This is a genomic window from Sphingobium limneticum (assembly GCF_008710155.1).
Lineage (GTDB): Bacteria > Pseudomonadota > Alphaproteobacteria > Sphingomonadales > Sphingomonadaceae > Sphingobium > Sphingobium limneticum.
The window spans coordinates 1-2,597 of sequence record NZ_VYPZ01000073.1; the positions used below are offsets into that span (position 1 = coordinate 1).

Consider the following 2,597-nt stretch of genomic DNA (forward strand, 5'->3'; position numbering starts at 1 on the left):
CGCCACCGGTTGTCTGGTCCGCTCTCCGGTCGGGGCTGCGCCCCTCCCTACGATCAGACCAGACAACCGATCCTACCGGCCATCATAGTCGCCGCTCAACCGGCCATCGTAGTTGTCGCCGCGCAACCGTTCCCGGATGTTCTGAATTTGTACAAGGTGGAGTGAGGCGTCGCGTTTCTTTCGAACCGCGAGAGGGTCGCAATGTCGACTTCCGCGATTTTCGCGACTCCTTCCAGGCTCAAGCCCAGCTGCCGACGACGCAAGCGGCTTAGGGGGCCATAGCCGAAGGGGCGGCCCGGCGTTGCCTCTGGCCAGCGCGGCACAACTTCCTTTAATTCGAAGTCAGCACCTCCTTCGAACATCGCCGCGAGTAACCGCAGCAAAGTATCGGCCCGTGGCATGCGACCACGGATGCAGTAGCCGCCGTCCACTTCGCAATTCTCGATCTTGCTGATGGTGCCCACCGCAATACCGCTGCGCTCAGCCAGTTCCGACTGCTTCCAGCGCAGTTCCTCCCGCAGTGTCCTTAAACGGGTTCCGATGTCCGTCGGAATCGCAGCGGCTGGGAAACTGAAATTTTTTAGTTGCGTCACATGACGCTTTTGCAGGGCAGGATTCTAACAATCCCATAACGCCTGCATGACCGGGCGGATTAACACACAGGCTTCAAGGCCCAAACATTCAAAGGCGGCTCCCTCCGTCGCCGCCACAGTCATACTGCGCGCCGAAAACGCAGATTTTCAGCTGGCGCTGCAACAGCTTGTCCGCCTGATGGCACGCGCAGCGGCCGTCAACCATTGCAGCACCGGCACGCCTGACTCATCTAATGGGCCAGCCCCTCACGCAGAGGGCCAGCAGAAGTGACCATTTCCAACATCCCGGCACCGTGTGCCGGACAACGAAGGATTCGGTCAAGCCGATCGATAAAGGTAGACCAGCGCCATGCTTAAGAAGACCAATCCCCGGATCGTCCTCTATGGACGGCACTCCACCAGCCTCCAGACGGCAACGTCGAGCGAGGATCAGACAGCCTCCTGCATGAAGCTGGTCGATCATCTAGGCGGGACGGTGGTAGCCACATTCCTTGACCCTGAGATGTCCGGCTATAAGCGCAACCGGCCAGGCCTCAAGCAACTGCTGCGCCTGATTGAGGACGGTGGAGCCGATATGGTGGTCTGCGAATCGCTCGACCGCTTGGCCCGAGACGGAGAGGATGTCGCCTGGCTCGGCAAGAAGCTGGGCTATCACGATATCGATCTGTACACGGTCACAGAACTGCATGTCGATCAGGTGAAGTTCGGCGTCGCGGCTCTTCTCGGCGCGATTTTCCTCAAGAATCTCGTCGACAAGACGCTGCGTGGAATGGAGGCGGCGATCGTGGCAGGCAAGATCGCCGGTGGGCGCTCCTATGGCTACGAGACGCGGAAGATCTATGATGCAGATGGTGAGCGGATTAGGGGCTATCTGGATATCTCGCCCGTCAAGGCCAGTGTCGTCGAGCGCATCTGCAGCGATTTCGCTTCCGGCTTGTCAGCCTATGAGATCGCCAAGGCCCTCAACGAGGAGGGCGTAACCAGTCCTCGGGGCAAGCAGTGGAACGCCTCCACTATCCGCGGCGATCCGAAGAAATTCACCGGCATCCTCAACAACCCGCTTTATGTCGGTCGTCTTGTCTGGGGCCGTCGCAAGTGGCGCCGCAATCCCGACAGTGAAAACCGGGAGCGGCGCTACACCATGCGCGACCCGGCGCTATGGCTAGAGATCGAAGTGCCGGACCTGCGCATTATCGACGACGCTCTTTGGGAAGCCGTGCGCGCGGAGATCCTGCGCCGGGAACGACCCAAAGGGGCCAAGTCGCCTGCCGGGTCGAAGCGCAAGAAGCACCTGCTCTCCAGTCTGATCAGGTGCAGTTCGTGCGGAGCGAACTACACCATCAGCGGCAAGGATTATTATCGCTGCGCGGGTCAGAAGGAGCGCGGCACCTGCGGCAACACGCTTTCTGTCCGCAAGGGCGCGCTGGAACACGCCGCCATGGCGGTCCTCCAGAATCATCTGTTCACGGAGGAGCATGCGAAGATTTTCACGGAGACGTTCAATCGGGAGGTGGCGAAGATCGCCGGCAAGCAGGTTGATCGTGATAAGGCGACGAGGGATCGCCTTGCGATCGTCGAGGGCGAACTCGCAAATCTGTCTGCCAATCTGCTAACCGGACTGCTCAGCACCAGTGCGATGAAGTTGCTGACAGACCGGGAAACCGAGAAGGCTAACCTAGAGAACCGTCTGACACGGTCGGCTCCGGCGCAGCCGATCGCTCAGATCGTGCCACACCCCGTGCGGGTACAGAAATTCGGTGAGAAGATCGGCGCGTTGCGCGAGACGCTGGGCGAAGAGACCATCCGCACGGAAGCGGCCGAACTGATGTCCAGGTTGATCGAGAGCGTCATAATCTATCCCGATGGTGCCAACGGTCCGTAGGCATTCGGTGAAGGCCGCGGATCAGGCGGCTTCGCGTTGATCTTCGGCTGCGCGCCAATTCCATGGCAGCAGTTCGTGGAGACGGTTCTGGGGGATGTCGGCGATGCTGCTGAGCACATCGG

Annotated in this window: 2 protein-coding genes; one reads left to right on the plus strand and one right to left on the minus strand. The window is 60.3% G+C overall.

Translation table 11 applies throughout. The features are described 5' to 3' along the window. Positions 1-95 precede the first annotated feature (95 nt). Positions 96-593: a helix-turn-helix domain-containing protein gene (locus tag F4U94_RS23925; protein WP_170272000.1), complete on the minus strand. Its 498-nt coding sequence runs from the start codon at positions 591-593 to the stop codon at positions 96-98. Between the two features lie 349 nt (positions 594-942). On the opposite strand from F4U94_RS23925, the gene F4U94_RS23930 reads away from it, so the two are divergent. Continuing rightward, positions 943-2,475 (plus strand): recombinase family protein, encoded by a 1,533-nt coding sequence (locus F4U94_RS23930; RefSeq protein WP_150412348.1) that lies wholly within the window; start codon positions 943-945, stop codon positions 2,473-2,475. Positions 2,476-2,597 lie beyond the last annotated feature (122 nt).